This window comes from Neisseria leonii (assembly GCF_028776105.2).
GTDB classification, from domain to species: Bacteria; Pseudomonadota; Gammaproteobacteria; order Burkholderiales; family Neisseriaceae; genus Neisseria; species Neisseria leonii.
Window position 1 is genome coordinate 2,038,405 of the sequence record NZ_CP145606.1, and the last position, 19,924, is coordinate 2,058,328.

20 protein-coding genes and 2 tRNA genes are annotated in these 19,924 nt (G+C 59.9%); 16 read left to right on the forward strand and 6 right to left on the reverse strand.

Translation table 11 applies throughout. From position 1 onward, the window contains the following. The first annotated feature begins 124 nt into the window (after positions 1 to 124). The 5 genes from ORY85_RS09755 (at position 125) to pssA (ending at position 3,094) form a co-directional block, all read left to right on the forward strand. Positions 125 to 201, forward strand: a tRNA-Gln gene (locus ORY85_RS09755). An 8-nt stretch (positions 202 to 209) separates the two neighbouring features. Next, positions 210 to 286, forward strand: a tRNA-Gln gene (locus ORY85_RS09760). A 248-nt stretch (positions 287 to 534) separates the two neighbouring features. Continuing rightward, positions 535 to 1,521, forward strand: coding sequence for a ribose-phosphate pyrophosphokinase (locus ORY85_RS09765; protein WP_274571005.1), 987 nt, complete (start codon positions 535 to 537; stop codon positions 1,519 to 1,521). Positions 1,522 to 1,627: 106 nt separating this feature from the next. After that, the gene (locus ORY85_RS09770; RefSeq protein WP_274570907.1) at positions 1,628 to 2,200 is read left to right on the forward strand and encodes a 50S ribosomal protein L25/general stress protein Ctc; all 573 of its coding nucleotides are present in this window, start codon (positions 1,628 to 1,630) and stop codon (positions 2,198 to 2,200) included. A 117-nt stretch (positions 2,201 to 2,317) separates the two neighbouring features. Beyond that, positions 2,318 to 3,094 (forward strand): CDP-diacylglycerol--serine O-phosphatidyltransferase, encoded by a 777-nt coding sequence (gene pssA / locus ORY85_RS09775; protein ID WP_274570906.1) that lies wholly within the window; start codon positions 2,318 to 2,320, stop codon positions 3,092 to 3,094. A gap of 170 nt (positions 3,095 to 3,264) precedes the next feature. On the opposite strand, the gene ORY85_RS09780 is transcribed toward pssA, so the two are convergent. The 3 genes from ORY85_RS09780 to ORY85_RS09790 form a co-directional block, all read right to left on the reverse strand. Further along, a complete protein-coding gene (locus tag ORY85_RS09780) occupies positions 3,265 to 4,038 on the reverse strand; it encodes a TatD family hydrolase (protein WP_274570905.1) in 774 nt (257 codons plus the stop codon). Between the two features lie 11 nt (positions 4,039 to 4,049). Beyond that, positions 4,050 to 4,955, reverse strand: a complete 906-nt coding sequence (locus ORY85_RS09785) for a Dyp-type peroxidase (protein WP_274570904.1) — start codon at positions 4,953 to 4,955, stop codon at positions 4,050 to 4,052. A 169-nt stretch (positions 4,956 to 5,124) separates the two neighbouring features. After that, positions 5,125 to 5,406 (reverse strand): PepSY domain-containing protein, encoded by a 282-nt coding sequence (locus ORY85_RS09790; RefSeq protein WP_274570903.1) that lies wholly within the window; start codon positions 5,404 to 5,406, stop codon positions 5,125 to 5,127. A 304-nt stretch (positions 5,407 to 5,710) separates the two neighbouring features. Between ORY85_RS09790 and ORY85_RS09795 the strand changes: the two genes are divergently transcribed. From ORY85_RS09795 to ORY85_RS09840, 10 genes are all read left to right on the forward strand, one after another. Then, positions 5,711 to 6,469, forward strand: a complete 759-nt coding sequence (locus ORY85_RS09795) for a sulfite exporter TauE/SafE family protein (protein ID WP_274570902.1) — start codon at positions 5,711 to 5,713, stop codon at positions 6,467 to 6,469. Between the two features lie 36 nt (positions 6,470 to 6,505). Continuing rightward, complete coding sequence (locus ORY85_RS09800) at positions 6,506 to 7,990, forward strand: amidase (RefSeq protein WP_274570901.1); 1,485 nt, start codon at positions 6,506 to 6,508, stop codon at positions 7,988 to 7,990. A 21-nt stretch (positions 7,991 to 8,011) separates the two neighbouring features. After that, positions 8,012 to 8,413: a phosphoribosyl-AMP cyclohydrolase gene (gene hisI, locus ORY85_RS09805; protein ID WP_274570900.1), complete on the forward strand. Its 402-nt coding sequence runs from the start codon at positions 8,012 to 8,014 to the stop codon at positions 8,411 to 8,413. 51 nt (positions 8,414 to 8,464) lie between these two features. After that, positions 8,465 to 8,785 (forward strand): phosphoribosyl-ATP diphosphatase, encoded by a 321-nt coding sequence (locus ORY85_RS09810; RefSeq protein ID WP_274570898.1) that lies wholly within the window; start codon positions 8,465 to 8,467, stop codon positions 8,783 to 8,785. Between the two features lie 52 nt (positions 8,786 to 8,837). Continuing rightward, entirely contained in the window at positions 8,838 to 9,161 is a 324-nt protein-coding gene (locus tag ORY85_RS09815) for a histidine triad nucleotide-binding protein (RefSeq protein WP_274570896.1), read from the forward strand. Between the two features lie 139 nt (positions 9,162 to 9,300). Continuing rightward, positions 9,301 to 9,495 carry a Sec-independent protein translocase subunit TatA gene (gene tatA, locus ORY85_RS09820; protein ID WP_274570895.1) on the forward strand — a complete coding sequence of 65 codons (195 nt, stop codon included), beginning with the start codon at positions 9,301 to 9,303 and terminating at the stop codon, positions 9,493 to 9,495. A gap of 2 nt (positions 9,496 to 9,497) precedes the next feature. Next, the gene (gene tatB, locus ORY85_RS09825; RefSeq protein WP_274570894.1) at positions 9,498 to 9,971 is read left to right on the forward strand and encodes a Sec-independent protein translocase protein TatB; all 474 of its coding nucleotides are present in this window, start codon (positions 9,498 to 9,500) and stop codon (positions 9,969 to 9,971) included. A 53-nt stretch (positions 9,972 to 10,024) separates the two neighbouring features. After that, positions 10,025 to 10,747: a twin-arginine translocase subunit TatC gene (tatC, locus tag ORY85_RS09830; protein WP_274570893.1), complete on the forward strand. Its 723-nt coding sequence runs from the start codon at positions 10,025 to 10,027 to the stop codon at positions 10,745 to 10,747. 127 nt (positions 10,748 to 10,874) lie between these two features. Then, positions 10,875 to 12,386: a helicase HerA-like domain-containing protein gene (locus ORY85_RS09835; protein ID WP_274570892.1), complete on the forward strand. Its 1,512-nt coding sequence runs from the start codon at positions 10,875 to 10,877 to the stop codon at positions 12,384 to 12,386. A 207-nt stretch (positions 12,387 to 12,593) separates the two neighbouring features. After that, positions 12,594 to 13,388 (forward strand): Cof-type HAD-IIB family hydrolase, encoded by a 795-nt coding sequence (locus tag ORY85_RS09840; RefSeq protein WP_274570891.1) that lies wholly within the window; start codon positions 12,594 to 12,596, stop codon positions 13,386 to 13,388. Here ORY85_RS09840 and ORY85_RS09845 read toward each other — a convergent pair. Both ORY85_RS09845 and smc read right to left on the reverse strand, forming a co-directional pair. Next, positions 13,385 to 14,155, reverse strand: a complete 771-nt coding sequence (locus ORY85_RS09845) for a hypothetical protein (protein WP_274570890.1) — start codon at positions 14,153 to 14,155, stop codon at positions 13,385 to 13,387. The genes ORY85_RS09840 and ORY85_RS09845 overlap by 4 nt on opposite strands. Before the next feature lie 8 nt (positions 14,156 to 14,163). Further along, on the reverse strand, positions 14,164 to 17,655 hold the full coding sequence (smc, locus tag ORY85_RS09850; protein ID WP_274571003.1) for a chromosome segregation protein SMC: 3,492 nt from the start codon (positions 17,653 to 17,655) through the stop codon (positions 14,164 to 14,166). A gap of 229 nt (positions 17,656 to 17,884) precedes the next feature. Here smc and ubiA point away from each other — a divergent pair, with 229 nt between their 5' ends. After that, entirely contained in the window at positions 17,885 to 18,754 is an 870-nt protein-coding gene (ubiA, locus tag ORY85_RS09855; RefSeq protein WP_274570889.1) for a 4-hydroxybenzoate octaprenyltransferase, read from the forward strand. A gap of 93 nt (positions 18,755 to 18,847) precedes the next feature. On the opposite strand, the gene ORY85_RS09860 is transcribed toward ubiA, so the two are convergent. Continuing rightward, complete coding sequence (locus ORY85_RS09860) at positions 18,848 to 19,837, reverse strand: LLM class flavin-dependent oxidoreductase (RefSeq protein ID WP_274570888.1); 990 nt, start codon at positions 19,835 to 19,837, stop codon at positions 18,848 to 18,850. Positions 19,838 to 19,924 lie beyond the last annotated feature (87 nt).

The window sequence follows — 19,924 nt, forward strand, 5'->3', positions numbered from 1 at the left end:
AACAAGCATTTTGCGGAAAATATTTTTGAAGTTCCGTGCAAGCTCTTGACGGACGGGCGGATTATCTGCATAATCCGCCTTTCTGAAAGTTTTCGCCAAGCAGATTTTGCCGGTTGAAAAACGTTGGGGATTCGCCAAGTTGGTTAAGGCATCGGATTTTGATTCCGACATGCGTAGGTTCGAATCCTACATCCCCAGCCACCCTTTATTGGGGATTCGCCAAGTTGGTTAAGGCATCGGATTTTGATTCCGACATGCGTAGGTTCGAATCCTACATCCCCAGCCAGATAAAAGCGTGCGATGGTTTCGCACGCTTTTATTACTTTCTTTTGACGCCGTCTGAAAACGGGTGCGGCGGATTTTCAGACGGCCTGAGGGAATGATGCGTTTGTGATACGCCGCTTTGCAAAACACCGCTGTTTTTTTGATGCGGCGGTGCTTCTTGCGTATAATGCGCGGGCATGATTCCGATACTGAAAGGAAGCCCCGATGTTTCCTGACTCCGAATACGAACCTGCCCCAAGCGAGGACAAAATGGCTGCATACGACAGTTTGATGGTGTTTACCGGTAATGCCAATCCGAAATTGGCCGCCAATGTGGTCAAACATCTGGATATTTCATTGGGCAATGCTTCCGTGACCAAATTTTCAGACGGCGAAGTGGCGGTCGAGCTGTTGGAAAACGTGCGCGGCCGCGATGTGTTTATTTTGCAGCCCACATGTGCACCCACCAACGACAATCTGATGGAAGTGCTGACCATGGCCGACGCGCTCAAACGCGCCTCCGCCGGACGCATTACCGCCGCGATTCCCTATTTCGGTTATGCCCGCCAAGACCGCCGTCCGCGTTCCGTGCGCGTGCCCATTTCGGCCAAGCTGGTAGCCAATATGCTGTATTCGGCCGGTATCGACCGTGTATTGACGGTTGATCTGCATGCCGACCAGATTCAGGGTTTTTTCGATATTCCGGTGGACAATATTTATGCCACCCCGATTCTGACCCACGACATTTTGCAGCAGCGCATCGAAAACCTGACCGTCGTCAGCCCCGATATCGGCGGCGTGGTGCGCGCCCGTGCGGTGGCCAAAGTGCTGAATGCCGATTTGGCGATTATCGACAAACGCCGCCCGAAAGCCAATGTGGCCGAAGTGATGAACATCATCGGCGATGTGGAAGGCCGCACCTGTCTGATTGTGGACGATATGATCGATACGGCCAATACGCTGTGCAAAGCCGCTTCCGCCCTGAAAGAGCGCGGTGCCGAGCGCGTGTTGGCCTATGCTACCCACCCGGTGTTTTCCGGCCAGGCTGTCGAGCGGATTGCCACTTCGGATATCGACCAGGTGGTCGTGACCGATACCATTCCGCTTTCTGAGGCTGCCGAAGCCTGTCCGCGTATCCGGCAGGTTACCATTGCCGGCCTTTTGGCGGAAACCGTGCGCCGCATCAGCAACGAAGAATCCGTTTCGTATCTTTTCAATGAAGATATTGTAACGCCCGGGGCGATGTTCCTGCCCTGAACCGTCGGTTTCCCGTGTCGCGGAAACCGAATGTCCTGCTGCCCCAAGCTGGTCGCGGCGTAAGGCAGTAAGTTCTTTTATCCACTATCCTTTTTGGAGTTTGATTATGTCTTTTGAATTACAGGCTACCGTACGCGAAGCGCAAGGTACTGGTGCGAGCCGCCGCCTGCGCCGCGAAGGTAAAACCCCCGCTGTGGTTTACGGCGACAATCAGGAAGCCGTAGCCGTAGCGGTAGACCACAAAACCGTTTACTACGCATTGGAAAAAGAATCGTTCCACACGGCTTTGATCAAGCTGAACCTGAACGGCAAAACCCAAGACGTGATTGTGCGCGATTTCCAAATGCACCCGTTCCGTCAGGAAGTGACCCACATCGATTTTCAAGCAGTTGATGTGAACAAGCCGCTGAAAATGCGCATTCCGGTTCACGTTGTCAATGCCGAGAAGTCTCAGGCCGTCAAACTGCAGTCCGGCCGCGTTTCCCTGCTGGCCAGCGGTGTCGAAGTGATTGTCGATCCGAAAAACATTCCGGCTGCGCTGGAATTGGACTGTGCCGAAGTGGTGGCGGGCGATATTCTGCACCTGTCGGACATCACTTATCCCGAAGGTGTCAGCAGCGTGGCTTTGAAACGCAATTCCAATCTGGCGATTGCCACTGTTACCGGCAAAAAACGCTGATTCAGTATTTCCGCTATCCCGCAGCCTTGTGGCTGCGGGATTTTTATTCGGCCTCGGAAAGGCGGCAGGCAGATTTGCGGTATAATCCGCCTGTTTGGACTTTTGGCGGGATAAGCGATGAGCGAGCAGGATTTTCGGGAAACAGCGCGGCCGGTGCCGCGTATCCAGCAGCGGCTGCGGCAGAACAGCATTTACCTGCTGCCCAATTCGTTTACGATTGCTGCTCTGTTTGCCGCTTTTTTCGCCATTACCCAAGCCATGCACGGCCGTTTTGAAACGGCGGCCATCGCAGTTTTTGTTTCCATGCTGCTCGACGGTATGGACGGCCGTGTGGCGAGAATGACCAACAGCCAGAGCGCGTTCGGCGAACAGCTCGACAGTCTGGCCGATATGGTGAGTTTCGGTGTGGCGCCCGCGCTGATTGCCTACAAATGGCAGCTGTTCCATTTCGGCAAAATCGGCTACACCATCGCCTTTGTGTACTGCGCTTGTGCGGCCCTGCGTCTGGCACTGTTCAATACGCTGATCGGCAAAGTCGATAAACGCTGGTTTATCGGCATCCCCAGCCCGACGGCAGCTGCCCTGATTGTCGGCCTGATTTGGGTGGCCAACGGTTACGAATCGCTGCCGGTGGCCTGGCTGTGTCTGGTGATTACACTGTTTGCCGGTTTGTCGATGGTGGTGCAGATTCCGTTTTGGAGTTTTAAGGAAATCAATGTGCGGCGCAAAGTACCGTTTTTTGTGATGGTGCTGGCGATGATGGGGCTGCTGGTGGTGGCATTGGAGCCGTCGGTGGTGCTGTTTTTGCTGTTTCTCGCATACAGCCTGTCGGGTTATGTGCTGTACGGCTGGCGGTGGTGGCGCAAGCGCGGCCGCGCTCATTCGCACAGATAATAGATTTGCCGCCATGTTTGGCCGTCTGAAAAAGGTTTTCAGACGGCCTTTTCGTTGCTGTGTGGTTTGGGTGCGGATCATGGAAACGGCCGGTATGGCCGGCCGGTTGGCAGAGTGGCGCAGCGGGTGATTGAAGTGGGATAGAGGCCGTCTGAAACTGCTCGGTGTGTTCAGACGGCCTGTTCGGTGTGCGGTGCTGACGGCGGCCACAGGCGGTTGATGTTGGCTTCGGTGGCGGCGGAGAGTGCGTCAGGGCTTATGCCGCGCAGGCGGCAGAGTGCGGCGGCCACGGCGGCGGTGTTGGCCGGTTCGTTGCGTGCCGTGCCGAGCATAAACGGGCTGTCGGTTTCCAGCACGACGGACGACAGGGGCAACTGCTGTGCGGCCGCGCGGACTTTTTTGGCGGCGGGATTCAGCAGCAGGGAACCGATGCCGATAAACAGTCCGGCGCGGATAAAGGCCTGTGCCTCTTCGATGCTGCCGGAAAAAGCGTGGACGATGCCCGCCAGCTGGGCATGGGGTTTGAGCGCGGCACAGAGTGCGGCCGAGGCGCGGACATTGTGCAGGATAACAAAGCGGCGCAGATCGGCGGCAATGGCGAGCTGGCGGTTCAGTACGCCGATTTGAATCTGCCGTGCGGCACCATCGCGGGCAATACGGTAATCCAGTCCGATTTCGCCGACGGCGGCCTGCGGGTGGTGTGCCAGATAATCGTGCAGAACGGCGAAATCGTCTGTTTGTGCAGTGTGGGCGAACCAAGGGTGGATACCGAAAGCAGGCAGAATGTCAGGCGCGGCCAGTTCGGCGGTACGCGCCCAATCGTTGCGGTTGGTGGCGGGAACGATAAAACGTTTGACGCCAGCATCACGCGCGCGCGTCAGCACGGCGGGCAGGTCGGCGGCAAACTGTGCATCGTTCAGATGGGTGTGGCTGTCGGTAAACACGGTAGCGGTTTTCAGAGCCGTCGCAGGCGTTCGACGGACGGGGCGTAATAATACGCGCTGCGCTGCACGGTACTCATATGGGTCAGCAGCAAGTCGATTTTGCCGTCTGTTTCGCCGAACATGTGTTTGAGCTGCGCTTCGATATTGTGCAGGCGGGCGCAATAAGCGATAAATTGAAGGCCGTGCTCGCCCGTCAGTGTACCGAAAGGCAGGCTGCGGCGGACGATTTTCAGGCCTTCGCCGTTTTCTTTCAGATTGGTGCGCCCCAGATGCGATTCGGGCAGGCGTACGTCTTTGGCAAATTCTTCATTATCCGCTTTGCTGCGGCCGACGGCGGCTTCCTGTCCGGCCACGCCCAAAGCCTGCCATTTGTCCAGATCGTGCAGATAGCGTTGCAGCAGCACATAGCTGCCGCCTGCGTCGGCACCTTCGGCAATTACGCCCACGCGGCGGATATTGCCCTCGCCCTGCGGGTTTTCCGTGCCGTCCACAAAGCCGTCCATGCCCCGGTCTTCGAGCAGGCGGAAAGCGTGGGTTTCATTCTGAACCTTGATGTCGCCGCCGAAAACGGTGAGCACGGCTTGCGCCAGCGCGAAATTGACGGCGTGGCGCGCGGACTGGATATGAATCATCAGGTCGCATTGGGTGGCCGGGCAGAGACCGCCGCCCAGCGGGGCAAACGGTTTGATGCCGCCGCCTTCGCCGCCGTGGCCGAGGCTGTGCCAGAAATCAGCACCGAACGCGATGGTCATGCCCAGTTGTCCGTCGGGGAAACGGGCTTGCAGTTTCGACAGTTCGTCCAGCGCATTGCGGCAGTGCTGCGCCATGCGGCCGCGTGCCTGCGCTGCGGTGTCGGCTTCGATAAAGACGGCGGCCTGGCCGTGGTCGGGGATAATGGCGGATTGGGGTGTATTCATGGTGGTGTTCCTGTGTGGGTGCAGACGGAATTATAAGCCATCGGCTGCCGGTCAGGGGGAAATCGGCTACCGGGGAGCGGATGGTGCGGCGGCGGGCTGGGCGGTTGAGGCCGTCTGAAAAAAACGCCCGACTGCAGGGCGTCGGGCGTTTTTGCGGGAATGCGTCATTTTAGTAGTCGCGCTTTTCTTTCAGGATCGTCAGGTCGGGGTATGACAATATGATGTCGTATTCGCGGCCGTTTTTGACGGCTTCGACTTCAAAAGCCGGTTTGCCGCGGTAGTCGTCGGCATCGATGTCGGTTACGGTGTAGCCGCGTGCTTCCAGCAGCTGTACGGCGCGGGCGCGGTTTTGTTCCAGATTCGGATCTGCCTGCATTTGGCGTTCGATTGCGCTGTCGGCAAATGCAGCGGTAGAAGCAGTCAGAAGGGCGGTCAGCAGGATTTTTTTCATATTTTTTTCCTCAAATTGTGCAGTTGGTGTGAGCGGCGGATTATGGCGGTTTTTTGTTTTAACGCGTATAGGTTTTGTGTTAAGGCCGTCAAAAAAACTGTTCGGGGTATGCAGGCCGTCTGAATGGCAGACGGCGGGCGGAATATCGGGCCGGACGGGTTAGGCGGGCAGTATGGCAGGTTTCCCGATCAACAAGAAACGTGAACTTGGGTTAAAATGACCCGCTGAAACGGCTGTTCAGACGGCCTGAATGCGCCGGCTGCGCGCTGCGGTACGGATTGCGCGATTGTTTTCGGGGGCGAATATGGATTGGACACTGTGGCATTATGCGGCGGTTGCGGCCTTGGGCGTGGCGGCGGGCATCATTAATATTCTGGCGGGCGGCGGATCGAATCTGATTTTGCCGGTGCTGATGATTTTCGGCGTGCCGCCCGATGTGGCCAACGGTACCAACCGTGTGGGCGTGCTGTTTCAGTCGCTGGCGGGGATACGCGGTTTCCGCAGGGCGGGGCGGCTGCCCACGCAGGATTGGAAGGGCGTGATGCTGCCCTTGGTGGCGGGCGGGCTGGCCGGATCGGTACTGGCTTCCGTGCTGCCCAATGCCGTGCTGAAACCCGCGCTGCTGCTGACCATGCTCGGCGTGGCCGCGCTGATTCTGGTCAAACCCTCGCTGCTGCTGGCGGCAGACGGTACGGCGGTGCGTACAGTGGCGGCTACGCCGTGGGCGCGTCCCGTTTTATTTGCCGCCGGTATCTACGGCGGGTTTGTGCAGGCCGGTGCGGGCTTTTTGCTGCTGCCGATTTTCGCCGGCCTGCTGTGTTACGATCTGATCCGCGCCAATGCGCTGAAAGTGCTGTGTACGCTGTCGTTTACCGCCGTTTCGCTGGCGGTGTTTCTGTGGTACGGCAAAATCTGGTGGGGCGTGGGGCTGGTGTTGGCCGCAGGCAATACGCTCGGCGCGGAGATCGGTGTGCGGCTGGCTTTGAAACTGTCGCCGGCAGTGATGCGCTGGCTGCTGTTTGTGATGACGCTGGCGGCGGTGGCCGGTGCGATGTGGAAATAGGCGGGCGGGGCAGCAGGATAAAACAGGGGAGAAACAATGAAATTTGAAGAATACCGCCGTTATGATGCGGTCGGTTTGGCCGACTTGGTGCGGCGCGGGGAAGTCAGTGCCGACGAGCTGTTGCAGGCGGCCTTGCGCCGTTTGGACGAAGTCAATCCCAAACTCAATCTTTTGGCCTGCGATTTGCGCGGCCGGGCCGCCGCCCTGCCCGTACCGGGAAACGCACCTCTGGCGGGCGTACCGTTTCTGCTCAAAGATTTGCTGGCTGACTGGGCGGGTGCACCTACCGCCTGCGGTTCGCGTATGATGCAGAACCATATACCGTCATACAGCAGCGCGCTGACCGAAGCCTATCTGCGCGCGGGACTGCGTATTTTCGGCAAAACCACGCTGCCCGAGTGGGGGTTGATGCCCTATACCGAAAGCGAGATGTACGGCGTGACGCGCAACCCGTGGCACACGGATTACACGCCCGGAGGCAGCAGCGGCGGTTCGGCAGCGGCCGTGGCGGCGGGCATCGTGCCGGCCGCACACGGCGGCGACGGCGGCGGTTCCATTCGTCTGCCTGCCCACAACTGCGGCCTGTTCGGCTTGAAGCCGAGCCGCGGGCGCAGCAGCTTTGCCCCCGCGTTGAGCGAATCGTGGCAGGGGTTGGTATGCGAACACGTTTTAACGCGCAGCGTGCGCGACAGCGCGCTGTTTCTCGATATTGCCGCGTCCACGCAAAAAGGCGCGCTGTATGCCTGCCCGAAACCGTCGGAATCTTTTTCAGACGGACTTTTGCGCGAAACCGGCCGTCTGAATATCGCCTATTGGCAAGAGCCGTGGACGGGCGGTGGAAACGATGAAGGTACCTGTGCCGCGCTTGCCGACAGCCTGCAACTGCTTGCTTCGGCCGGACACGTGCTGACGGAGGAATCGCCCGAATTTGCCCCGCCCGAAATACTGAGCCGGGCCATGCTGATTATTGTGGCGGGCGAAACCGCCAAGCTGGCGCACCTTTACCGCGAAACGTACGGAAAAGACCTGCATTACAGTCAAGTAGAACCGGCCACTTGGGCGGTGTTGGTGCAGGGGCGGCAGATCAGCGCGGGAGAAATGTGTTGGGCGCGCGATGTGCTGCTGGCACAAACCCGCGCGGCCGAGGCGTTTTTTACCCGTTACGATGTGCTGGTAACACCGGTCTGCCCGCGCATCACACCGAAAGTCGGCGAACTGGCACCGGAGGCGGCGCAGCAGCGGCTGAGCCGCCTGCTGCTGGGCAGGCTGAATCTCGGCCGTTTCTTGGCGCGCAATCCGCTGATTGAGCAGGAGAGCATGAAAGCCCTGCATTATGCGGGTTACACACTGCCTTTCAATATGAGCGGATCGCCCGCCATGAGTGTGCCGCTGTATTGGCACAACGGCCTGCCGGTCGGCACACAGTTCGCCGCTGCGGCCGGACGTGAAGATCTTCTGCTGCGGCTGGCCGCGCAGTTGGAACAGATACGCCCGTGGGCGGACAAGACCGCGCCGCTGTAAGCGGCAGAAAGGAGCAGCACCGTGCAGGCATTATTGCAGCAGGTAAAATTTGACGGAAACGGCCTGGTGTGCGCCGTGGCACAGGACGCGGCAACCCTGCGCGTACTGATGGTGGCGTGGATGAATGCCGAGGCTTTGCAGAAAACTGTTGAAACGGGTTTTGCCCATTATTACAGCCGTTCGCGGCAGAAGCAGTGGATGAAGGGCGAATCCTCGGGGCATACGCAGAAAGTGTGCGAACTGCGGCTCGACTGCGACGGCGATGCGGTGGTGATGCTGATTGAACAGGGCGGCGGCATCGCCTGCCATACCGGCCGCGCAAGCTGTTTTTACCGCATATGGGACGGACAGGGGTGGACAACGGCCGATGCACCGCTCAAAAGCGAAGCCGAAATTTACGCCCAAGGGCGGGAGGCCGTCTGAAAACAGCCGCTTCTGCCAAGCAGAAAACAGACAGATGGAACAGGAAAACCGATGAACGATATGCTGAACGAACTGCAAAACCTGATTGAATCGCGTAAGGGGCAGAATCCCGAACATTCTTATGTAGCGAGTTTGCTGCATCGGGGCGGGGACACAATACTGAAAAAAGTCATCGAAGAGGCGGGCGAAGTGCTGATGGCGGCCAAAGACGGCGATAAGGCGCATCTGGTATACGAAACCGCCGATTTGTGGTTTCACACCATGGTTCTGCTGGCGTACCACGGCGCGGGCGTGCAGGACGTACTCGACGAGCTGGCGCGGCGGCAGGGTTTGTCGGGGCTGGTGGAAAAAGCGGCCAGACAGCAGCTTTGATTTGTATTACAATTCTGCTTGATTTTGCCGCCAAACATCAGGAGAAACCATTATGGGCGACTGTATTTTCTGCCGCATTGTCCAACAGGAGCTGCCGGCTGCCGTTGTGTATGAAGACGGTGAAATGCTGTGCTTCAAAGACATCAACCCGTCCGCGCCAGTGCATCTGCTGCTGATACCGAAAACGCATTTCGATTCGCTCGCCCATGCCCAAGCGCAGCACGAGGCACTTTTGGGCAGAATGATGCTGAAAGTCCCGCAGATTGCACGGGAAAACGGTCTGTCAGCGGGTTTTAAAACCCTGATTAATACAGGCAAAGGCGGCGGGCAGGAAGTGTACCACCTGCATATCCATATTTTGGGCACACCCGCCTGACCTTGCGGCAGACGGCATGGCGCGTCTGCTTTTTTCATTTTCCTATTTTCATTGTTTAACAGGCCGTCTGAAACGGACGGAGCAGGTTCGCAGGCGAAACCCGCAACGGCAGAAGACGGCGGCCGCAGAGGATGCAGCGATGGGCACTTTTTCGATTTGGCATTGGGTGATTGTGTTGGTGATTGTGGTGCTGGTGTTCGGCACCAAAAAACTGCGCAATGTCGGCAAAGACTTGGGCGGTGCGGTGCATGACTTTAAAAAAGGTTTGAACGAAGGCAGTACCGATACGGCACAAACCGCCGATAAAAGCTCCGATAACGGGCAGAAGCCGTAACCGTGTTCGATTTCGGATTCGGCGAGCTGCTGCTGGTCGGTGCGGTGGCACTGGTGGTGCTGGGGCCGGAACGGCTGCCCGTGGTGGCGCGCACCGCCGGCCGCTGGTTGGGCAAATTGCAGCAGTTGAGTGCCGGTTTCAAAAACGAGCTGAGCCGCCAGGCGGCGGTGGCTGAACTTCACGCCGTCAAAGCGGATTGGGATTCGGCGGTGGACGGTGTCCGGCAGGGGCTGGCCGTACCGGCGTGGGAGCGGCTGCCCGAACAGCGCAGCCCCGCCGATTTCGGTGTTGATGAGTCCGGCCGGCCGCTGCCGTTGGAAGACGTTTATACGCCCGGTGCCGACGGGCAGCTGCAAACGCCGGCCTGGCACAGCGTTTCTCTGCGCCGCCGCGCGCTGGTGCGCCGCCGCGAAGTGCGCACCCGTGTCCGCGCCAAAGCGGCGGTGCGCGTACACCGTGCCCGGCGTATTGATTGACTTTATCTGTGCGCCGGCCGTTCGGCGGCGGCTGCGCTGAAAGCGGGTGTTTTGTGTCCGACAGCCAACCCCTGATTGAGCATTTAATCGAATTGCGCCGCCGTCTGGTGTGGACGGCGGCGGTGCTGCTGCTGGCGTTTGTGATTGCCGTGCCGTTTGCGCAGCCTCTATATACGCTGGTGGCACGCCCGCTGACGGCCAGCCTGCCGCACGGTACGAATATGATCGCCACCGATGTCATCGCGCCGTTTTTCGTACCTGTGAAAGTGGCGCTGATGACGGCGTTTCTGTGTACTCTGCCGCACACGCTCTACCAGCTTTGGGCGTTTGTCGCCCCCGCGCTGTACCGCAACGAAAAAAAGCTGGTGCTGCCGCTTTTGCTGTCCAGCCTGCTGCTGTTTTTCTGCGGCATGGCATTTGCCTATTTTCTGGTGTTTCCGCTGATTTTCCAGTTTCTGGCCGGCGTAACGCCCGAGGGCGTGAGCATGGCGACGGACATCGACAAATATCTGTCATTTGTTTTGGGTATGTTTGTCGCATTCGGCACAGTGTTTGAAGTGCCGGTTGTGGTGGTACTGCTTCACCGCATGGGTGCGGTCAGCCTGCACCGGCTCAGACAGGCGCGCGCTTATGTGGTTGTGGGCGCGTTTGTGGTGGCCGCAGTCATCACGCCGCCCGATGTGCTGTCGCAGATTTTGATGGCGGTGCCGATGATTGTGCTGTATGAGGCGGGCATCGTAGCCGCCCGCCTGTTTCCGCCGGAAAATATGCCGTAACCCATCATCAGAGGCCGTCTGAAACGGCGGCCGCGGTGTGCGGCAGAAGAGGCTTTTTACCGTTCGGGCAGTTTGATGACGGATACCGCAGTAGCGGCGGTCTGCCCGTCTTTTGAGGAACCTTGCCATGACTCCGTTTACGCTGGCCGTGCATTCAGACGGCATACCGATGGATTTGAATCCGAAAATGGCCAACCGCCACGGCCTGATTGCCGGTGCCACGGGGACGGGTAAAACCGTCAGCCTGCGCAAAATGGCCGAAATGTTCAGTACCGCCGGTGTGCCGGTGTTTCTGGTGGACGTGAAGGGCGATTTGTCGGGGCTGGCCGAGGCGGGCGGCAACAGCGGCAAAGTCGCCGAGCGTATGGCGCAGTTCGGTTTGGGCGAAGACTATCTGCGCGGTTTTCCCGTGCGTTTTTGGGACGTGTACGGCGAAAGCGGCATTCCGGTGCGCGTGACCCTGTCGGAAATGGGGCCGCTGCTGCTGACGCGGCTGATGGATTTGAATGCCACGCAGGAGGGTGTGCTCAATCTGGTGTTCAGAGTGGCCGACGATAAGGGCTGGCATCTGATTGATTTGAAGGATTTGCGCGCGCTGCTGCAATATGTGTCCGACAACGCCAAAGAGTTCCGCGCGGTGTACGGCAATGTTTCGGCCGCCAGCGTGGGCGCGATCCAGCGGCAGCTTCTGGTGTTGGAGGGCGAGGGCGGCAACGACTTTTTCGGCGAGCCTGCGCTGAACCTGCGCGACTGGCTGCAAAACGAAGGCGGCAAAGGGGTCATCAATATCCTCAATGCGGAAAAACTGATGCGCCGCCCGCGTATTTACAGCGCGTTTCTGCTGTGGTTTCTGGCCGAACTGTTTGAAAATCTGCCCGAAGTGGGCGATTTGGACAAACCGCAATTCGTGATGTTTTTCGATGAAGCGCATCTGATGTTCGACCATGCCGCGCCTGCTTTGGTGGCGCAGGTCGAGCAGGTGGTGCGCCTGATCCGTTCCAAGGGCGTGGGCGTGTATTTTGTGACGCAGAATCCGCTGGATCTGCCCGACAGCATTTTGGGGCAGCTGGGCAACCGTATCCAGCACGCTTTGCGTGCGTTTACCCCGCGCGACCAGAAAGCGGTAAAAGCGGCGGCCGACACGTTCCGCAGCAATCCGGCGTTCAAGACGGCCGATGCGGTTACCGAGCTGGGCGTGGGCGAGGCCTTGGTGTCGTTCTTGGACGATAAAGGTATGCCCGGCGTGGTGCAGCGCGCGTGGGTGCTGCCGCCGTCTTCGCAGCTGCCGCCGCTGGGCGGGGCGGAACGCGCGCGCCGTGTCGAAACCGATATACTTTACCGCCATTACCGTGAGGCGCAGGACAATTTTTCCGCGTTTGAAGCCTTGGCCGAACAGTCGCGGCAGCAGGCTGCCGCCGCAGAGGCGCAGCAGTCGGCCAAAGTGCAGGCCGAAACGGTCAAGGCACAGCCGCCCGGTATGCTGGAAGGTTTTCTCGGCGGCCTGTCGGGCGGGCGTAAAAAATCGGGTCAGGGTGTGGCGTACAATGTGGCCGATGCGGTGGGCAGCCAGATTAACCGCCAAGTCAGCCGCGCCATTTCGCGCAGCGTGATGGGCATTATCAAAAATATGTTCAAATAAACCGCAGGCCGTCTGAAAACGATTCAGACGGCCTTATATATTACAGAGTGAAATAAACTTAACAAAACTTCGCGGTTTCGTTGAGTTACAGTCATCATCATTTGCGTCAGCCCAGTTCGAGTTCCTTTATGTACCATCCGTTAAATTCAAAGGAACCCGACTCTGTCTGCTCCCATAGGCATCTCTTTTACTTTTTACGGAGTCAGCATGAATCGGAACCAACCGAAAATCGTTTTTTTCGATATTGACGACACGCTCTATATCAAAGGCGAACGGCGCGTGCCGGACAGCGCGCGGCAGGCTTTGGCCGCTTTGCGCCGTCGCGGCACCGTTACGGCGATTGCCACCGGCCGCACACCGGCGGTGCTGCCCGAGGCGGTCAAAAGCCTGATCGGCGAGGGCATCGATATTTTGGTGTGCATCAACGGACAATATGTGGCGCGCGGCGGGGAAGTGTTGGCGCATTTTCCGATGGACGCGGCTGCGGTGTCGGAATTGACGGAGAAGCTGACGGCGTGCGGCATTGCGGTGGGGCATGTTTCGCACAGGGGTATCACAGTGTCGCACGAAAGCGGCGGCCTGCTGCGCGCCACGCGCGATTTGGGTATTGCCTATGCCGATATGCCGTCTGTGGCGGCGGGGCAGCCCGTTTATCAGATGCTGGCGTTTTATCCGCCGCAGCGCGAAGCGGAAGTGGCCGCGCTCTTGCCCGAAGGCATCAAAACGGTGCGCTGGCACGCGGAGGCGGTGGATTTGCTCGACGCGGACGGCTCGAAAGCGCGCGGCATTGCCGCCGTGCTGGCGCATTTGGGCTGGCAGGCGGCCGATGCGGCGGCGTTCGGCGACGGGTTGAACGATTTGGAAATGATGGCGGCGGTGGGTTTCGGCGTGGCGGTGGGCAATGCCGTGCCCGAACTGAAAGCCGTTGCCGATTATATTGCCCCACCCGTTGATTCAGACGGCCTCGCCCGCGCGTTGCGCGATTTGGGCTGGATTGATTAGGTGTCTGTGCCGCCCAGCAGTTCGGCCATGCGTGCCAGACGCAGGGTGTCGCTGCCCCATTTGCGCGACCGTAAACGGCGCAGCGGGGCAATGTGCCGTGCAGCGGTGCGGATTTGTGCGCGCTGCTCGGGCGGCAGCGCGGCGGCGTGCTGCCGCCAGCAGCCGGCTGCCTGTGCCAGCACGCCGCGCCTGTCCAGCCACAGGGCGGTGGATTGCAGGTAACAGAACCAGTCGCGGCTCTGGCACATCGGCAGGGTCAGAAATTCTCCCGGGTCGTCTTCAAAGTCGATAAAGCCGATGCCGCCGTCTTCCAGGCGCACCATATTGCGGATAAAGGCCTGACTCAAATAAGCCTGCCCGGCGTGGGCGGCGGCAATGGCGGCCAAACCGTCCTGCCAGGTTTGCAGCGGACTGCCGCCGTTTTCCAGCTCGGCCAGCAGGCTGTGCGATCCCAGATGGCCGAACATGATGCCGCCCGGCAGGGCGGCGAGCAGGGGCGGGACTGACACGCCCTGTGCGGCCAGTTGGCGCAGGCGGCGCTGTTCGGTGTCCAGCGCGGTTTGGCCGCCGAAGTTGGGAACGGGGCGCAGCGCGTCCAGTTCGAGCAGGCGGGCGATGCCGCCCAAGATGCGGTAATGCCATGCCGGAATGGTTTTGCCGGTGCGGCGGATCCAGACCTGTTGCCCGTCGTCCAGCACATGGCTTTGAATGGTGGCCGTCTGCCGGGGCAGCAGGCGGGCGAGGGCTTCGGTGTAGCGGTTTTCCATAGGGTTCCTCAGGCTTCGGCCATTTGCAGGGCTTGGCGGATATCGACGGCTACAATGCGCGATACGCCTTTTTCCTGCATGGTTACGCCGATGAGCTGCTCGGCCATTTCCATGGTCAGGCGGTTGTGCGAGATGTAGAGAAACTGCGTTTGCGTACTCATTTCTTTGACGAGCCGGCAGAAGCGGGCGGTGTTGGCATCGTCCAGCGGCGCATCGACTTCGTCGAGCAGGCAGAAGGGCGCGGGGTTGAGGCTGAACAGGGCGAAGACCAGGCTCATGGCGGTCAGAGCTTTTTCGCCGCCGCTCAACAGATGAATGGTGCTGTTTTTCTTGCCCGGCGGCCGCGCCATAATCGATACGCCCGCCGTCAGCAAATCGTCGCCGATCATATGCAGGACGGCTTCGCCGCCGCCGAACAGGGTGGGGAAAAACGTCTGTACTTTTTCATTGACCGCATCGAAGGTTTCTTTGAAGCGTGCTTTGGTTTTGCCGTCGATTTGGGCGATGGCCTCTTCGAGCAGGGCAATGGCCGCCTGAACGTCTTCGCGCTGGCTGCGGTAGTAGCCGTCGCGTTCGCGCGCTTCTTCCAATTCTTGCAGGGCGGCCAGATTGACGGCGCCGAGTGCTTCAATCTGGCGGTTCAGACGGCCGATGTCGCTGTTCAGTGTGTCAGGGTGCTCTGCCGTTGCCAAGCGTGATTCGAGTGCCGCCAAATCCGCGCCGCGTGCGGTCAGGTTTTGGTGGAAGCGTTTGGCGTTAATCAGGGCTTCCTGCTGTTGCAGCAGGGCGGTTTGGGTGGCGTCCTGCAAGGGCGGCAGGCTGCTGTGCAGTGCCTGCCGGGCGGCGTACTGTTCGCGGCTTTGCGCCTGTGCGGCGGCCAGTTGCGCCTGTACGGCGGCGTATGCTTCGTCGAGTGTCTGTACGGCTTCGCCCAGTTCGTTGAGTTTGAGGTGCTGATCGTCGCCGTCGGTTTCGGTTTCACGGGCCAGAGCCAGTTCGGACTGGCGTTCCTGCCAATCCAGGGTTTGCTGTTCCAGCTGGGTTAATTGTTGCAGGTCATGCTGTTTTTGCTGTTGCAGTTTGTGGACGGCCAACTCGGCGGTGCCGTATCGGCGGTTGGCTTCCAACAGGGCAAGCTGTGCCTGTTTCAGACGGCCTTGCCGGGTTTGGCGGTCGTCGGCTGTCTGCTGCCGGCGCTGTTCGAGTTCGGCGGCGGCCTCGGCCAGCGTGGCGGTGTCGTCTTCCAGACCGTCTGCCGTCTGCATCAGAGAGGTCTGTTCGGCTTCGATTTGCGCCAGCTCCTGTGTGATGTGCTCGCGGCGGATTTGGCCTTGGTTGGTGCGTGCCAGCATCTCGGCGGCGCGCTGTTGCGCCCGGCTGTATTCGAGGTTGTGCTGTTTTTGCTGTTGCAGCAGTGCTTTATAGTGGACTTCGGCGGCTTCGCGTTCGGTTTGGATGTGTGCGAGCTGTTGCGCGGCTTCGGCCAGTTCGGGCGACAGCCGGGCGGATTCGGCTTCCAGATCGGACAGTTGTCCGCGCTGGGCCATCAGATTGTCCCGGCCGCTGCGGGCATAGAGTACGGTGCCGACGCGGTCGATGCGGTGGCCTTCGGGCGTGAGCCAGATTTGGCCGGGGTTCAGGTCGGCTTGGCGGCTCAGGGCATAATTGAGGTTCGGGGCGCATAACACGCCGTCGAGCCAGTGGTGCAGGGCCGTCTGAAACGGGGCTTGTGCTTGGATTTGGTTGAGCAGGGCGGTAGCGGGCAGGTTTTTTTTCAGGCCGCCGGAAAGGTTGTCGGCCAGCCAGGCCGCGCCGCCTTCGGGCAGGGGGGCGGGCGGGGCAAAATCGGGCGGGACGGCGCGCGCGCGCAGGCGTTCGCCCAGTATCACGCCCAGTGCGTGCTGCCATTCGGACGGGGCGTGGATGTGCTGCCACAGTTGCGGCGCACCGGCGGCTGAGGTGTGCTGCCAGAAGTCGTCGCCGTTATCGGTTTCCTGTGCCAGCAGCTGTGCCAGTGCCTGACAGTGGGCTTCGAGGCTGATGTGCTGCTGTTGCAGGGTTTGGTGGCGCTGCGAGGCCGTCTGAAAACGGGTGTGCAGCTCATTCAGGCGGGTTTCGGCAGCGGCCAGCTGTGTTTCGATGTGTTCCTGACCGCTGTGCAGCAGTGCGGCTTCTTCCTGTGCGGCTTCGGTTTCGCCGCTGTCGGGCAGGTTGAGTGCCTGCTGCTCCTGTTTCAGACGGCCTTGCCGAGCTTCGTTCTGTTGCAGGGTGTGCCGTGTGTGTGTCAGTTGCTGCTGTTTGACCGCCAGTTCGCGTTTGATGCGGTTGTACTCGTCCTGCTGGCTCTGATGGGCGGTGTTGAGTTCGGCTTGGGCTTCTTCCAGTTTGGGCAGCTGCTCTTCGTATTCCGCTACCAGCATGGCGGCTTCGGCCAATTCGGCCTGTCTGTCTTCTATCTGCCCGTCGGTTTCTTCGATTTGTGCGCGGATTTCCTGCTGTTGCTGGTGGATGCGCGACAGTTGCAGCTGCGCGGCGGCTTTGTCCTGCTCGATGCGCTGGTGCAGTTTCTGGCGGTGGCGGATTTGCTCTTCCAAACGGGCAATCTGCTCGCGCAGTACGCCGCGCCGGTTACTGATGTCGTGTGCGTTTTGCTGCTGTGCCTGTTCGTCGGCCTGCAATGCGTGCAGGGTTTCGTCCAAAGTTTGGATTCGGGCAGCGGTTTCGTCCTGCTGCCGGCGGAGGGTTTCGTGCTGTGCGGCCGCCTGATCGGCGGCGGCAAGGGATTGGCGCCATTGGGTGAAATCGAGCAAATCCTGCTGTTGCGACAGTTGGCGGGTCAGGTTTTGATACCGTTCGGCGGTGGCGGCCTGTTTTTCCAGTTTTTCCACTTGGCGCGCCAACTCGCTCTGCAAATCGTCCAGCCGTTGCAGATGGTCGCGCGCGTCTTTCAGACGGCCTTCGGTTTCTCTGCGCCGCTCTTTGTATTTCGATACACCCGCCGCTTCTTCGATATAGGCGCGCAATTCTTCCGGCCGCGCTTCGATAATGCGCGAAATCATGCCCTGCTCAATTACGGCATAGCCGCGCGCACCCACGCCCGTACCCAGGAATAAATCGGTGATGTCGCGGCGGCGCACGACCTGGTTGTTGATGAAATAGGTGGATTCGCCCTGCCGCGTGAGCTGGCGTTTGATGCTGACTTCGGCATATTGTCCCCACGCGCCTTGCAGGGTGTGGCTGCTGTTGTCGAACACCAGCTCGACCGAAGCGCGCGGGGCGGGGCGGCGGGTGGCCGCGCCGTTGAAAATCACGTCCTGCATACTTTCGCCGCGCAGCTGCTTGGCCGAGGCTTCGCCCAGCACCCAGCGCACCGCGTCGATGACATTCGATTTGCCGCAGCCGTTCGGGCCGATAACGGCAGCCAGCCGGCCGGGGATATGAATGGTGGTGGGGTCGGTAAACGATTTGAAACCGGCCAGTTTGATATGGGTCAGGCGCATGGGCGGGGGCGGGCGGATAAAGAGCGGTATTCTAGCCCAAAAGTGCGGCATGCAGAATACGGGCGGCCTTTGCGTTATAATCCGCCGCACAAAACGCCGTCTGAAAACGAACGAAGTGAGTTTCTGTGAAGCTAAAACGATTAAAGATTAAAGAGAGTTTCTGCGAAGCGGAAAAGGGCGAAACGGGTTTCAGACGGCATCGGAGCGGCCAATGCAGGGAGAAGGTGTGATGACGGAAACAACATGGCGGCAGCGGTTGGGCGTGTACGGGCGGCTGATGCGGGTGGACAAACCCGTCGGCACGCTTTTGCTGCTTTGGCCGACTTTGTGGGCTTTGTTCTGGGCGGCAGACGGCCGGCCGGACAGGGTGTCGCTGCTGGCTTTCTGCGCGGGGACGTTTCTGATGCGCAGCGCGGGCTGTGTGGCCAACGACTTGGCCGACCGTGATTTCGACGGGGCGGTGGCGCGTACGGCGGGGCGGCCGTTTGCACGCGGCGAGGTAAAAGTGCGCGAGGCGGTATGGCTGATTGCGGTTTTGTGTGCCGCCGCGCTGCTGTGCCTGCTGCCGCTGAACCGCCTCACTTGGCTGATGAGCCTGCCCGCGCTGTTTCTCGCGCTCACTTATCCTTACACCAAGCGTTTTTTCCCGATTCCGCAGTTTTATCTGGGGCTGGCGTTTTCGTTCGGCATACCGATGGCGTTTGCCGCCGTGCAGAACCGCGTTCCGCTGGAAGCGTGGCTGATGTTTGCCGCCAATGCCTGCTGGACGCTGGCTTACGACACGGTTTACGCGATGGCGGACAAGGAAGACGATTTGAAAATCGGTATCAAAACCTCGGCCGTAACGTTCGGCAATTACGATAAAGAGGCGGTGATGCTGTTTCATGCTGCGTTCAGCGCGCTGATGGCGTGGCTGGGCTGGCTGGGGGATATGGACTGGCCGTATTGGCTGGCGTGGATCGTGGTGCTGGTGTGGCAGATGCGGCAGTATCCGCAAATCCGCACGCGCGACCGCAGCCGCTGTTTTGAAGTATTTCTGGCCAACAACCGCATCGGTGCGGTGTGGCTGCTCGGGATTGTGCTGAGTTTGTGGCGGTGAGGCCGTCTGAATGCCGAATGCGGCAGCGGTTTGGCTGTAACGGCAGATGGGAGCCGGCAGGCCGGTACGGTTTCAGACGGCCTTGTTTCATGGTTATGCGTTGTCGGCCAGTTCGAAAAAGCGGCGGTAGGAGGCGGACTGTTTTTGTTCGTCGAAAATATAGCTGACCGCCATCCATTCGTCGGGCCGGAGCGTTTCATTGAGTATGCCGTACTGTCGCGCCAGTGTTTCGGGGCCGCCGACCAGCGAACAGGAAAGCATCTGTTGCGCCAAAGCCGCTTCGCTTTCCGTCCAGAGGCCGTCCATCGATTTGACAGGCGGCAGCAGCGGGCGGCGGCTGTTGCGCACGACATTAAGAAAAAACTGCTGCTGCGAGGTGGCGAGAAAAGCGGCTTCTTCGTCACTGTCGGCGGCAATAACATTGAGTGCCACGATGACATAGGGGCGGGACAGTACGGCGGACGGGCGGAATTCGCGGCGGTAAATGGCCAGTGAGGTTTCGAGCATACGGGGGGCAAAGTGGGCGGCAAAGGCGTAAGGCAGGCCGAGTTCGGCCGCCAGATATGCGCTTTCGGTGCCGGATCCCAAAATATAGAGCGGCACGTTGCGTCCCGTGCCGGGAAAAGCGCGGACAAAGCCTTGTGCGTCTTCGGCGGCAAAATAGCGTTGCAGCTGGCGCACATCATCGGGAAAAGTCCAAGCTGCATCTCCGCTGTGGCGGCGCAGGGCGGCAGCGGTCAATTGGTCGGTGCCGGGGGCACGGCCCAGTCCCAAATCGACGCGGCCGGGGTAGATGGTGTCGAGTGTGCCGTATTGTTCGGCCACCAGCAGCGGGCTGTGGTTGGGCAGCATCACGCCGCCCGAACCGACTCGGATGCGGCGGGTGTGTGCCAGTGTATGGCCGATCAGCACCTGCGTAGCCGAGCTGACCAAGCCGGCCGTGTTGTGGTGTTCGGCAATCCAGTAGCGCAGATAGCCGATCTGTTCGGTCTCCTGCGCCAGGCGGATCATGGAATCAATGGCCTGCGCTGCGGTCTGTCCTTGGCGCAGCGGTGCCAGGTTCAAAACGGATAATTCGGGCATGACCTGTTGCCTTCTTTCCCGGCACAACAGGCCGTCTGAAAACGGATAAAGCGGGTGCGGCAGTTTTTCAGACGGCCTGCCGGTTAT